Genomic DNA, 241 nt, shown 5'->3' with positions numbered 1-241 from the left:
ATAAAGAACAGCGCCAAGCGATGCATGAACAGCGTATGGCAATAATTACGTCGGCCACTTTTGATGAAAGTGCAGCCCAAGCCTTGATTGATATCCAACAAGCTAAGCACCAAACGCGTATGTTAAACATGCTGCAAGCCCAGCAAGAGATCTACCAAGTATTAACGCCGGAACAACAGCAAAAATACACCGAGATGAGCAGCAAAAAAATGGAAAAGCAGCAAAAGCGTATGGATAAAGC

General features: G+C 44.0%; 1 protein-coding gene. It reads left to right on the top strand.

The genetic code is table 11. The annotated features are described in order from the left end of the window. Positions 1 to 241 (top strand): Spy/CpxP family protein refolding chaperone (locus tag Q4528_RS15690; protein ID WP_303522648.1); only part of this gene is annotated, 241 nt, incomplete at both ends.

Source organism: Staphylococcus pasteuri (assembly GCF_030547725.1).
GTDB lineage: Bacteria > Bacillota > Bacilli > Staphylococcales > Staphylococcaceae > Staphylococcus > Staphylococcus pasteuri.
The sequence above is the reverse complement of the archived record's forward strand: the minus strand, read 5'-3'. Positions and strand labels throughout refer to the sequence as shown.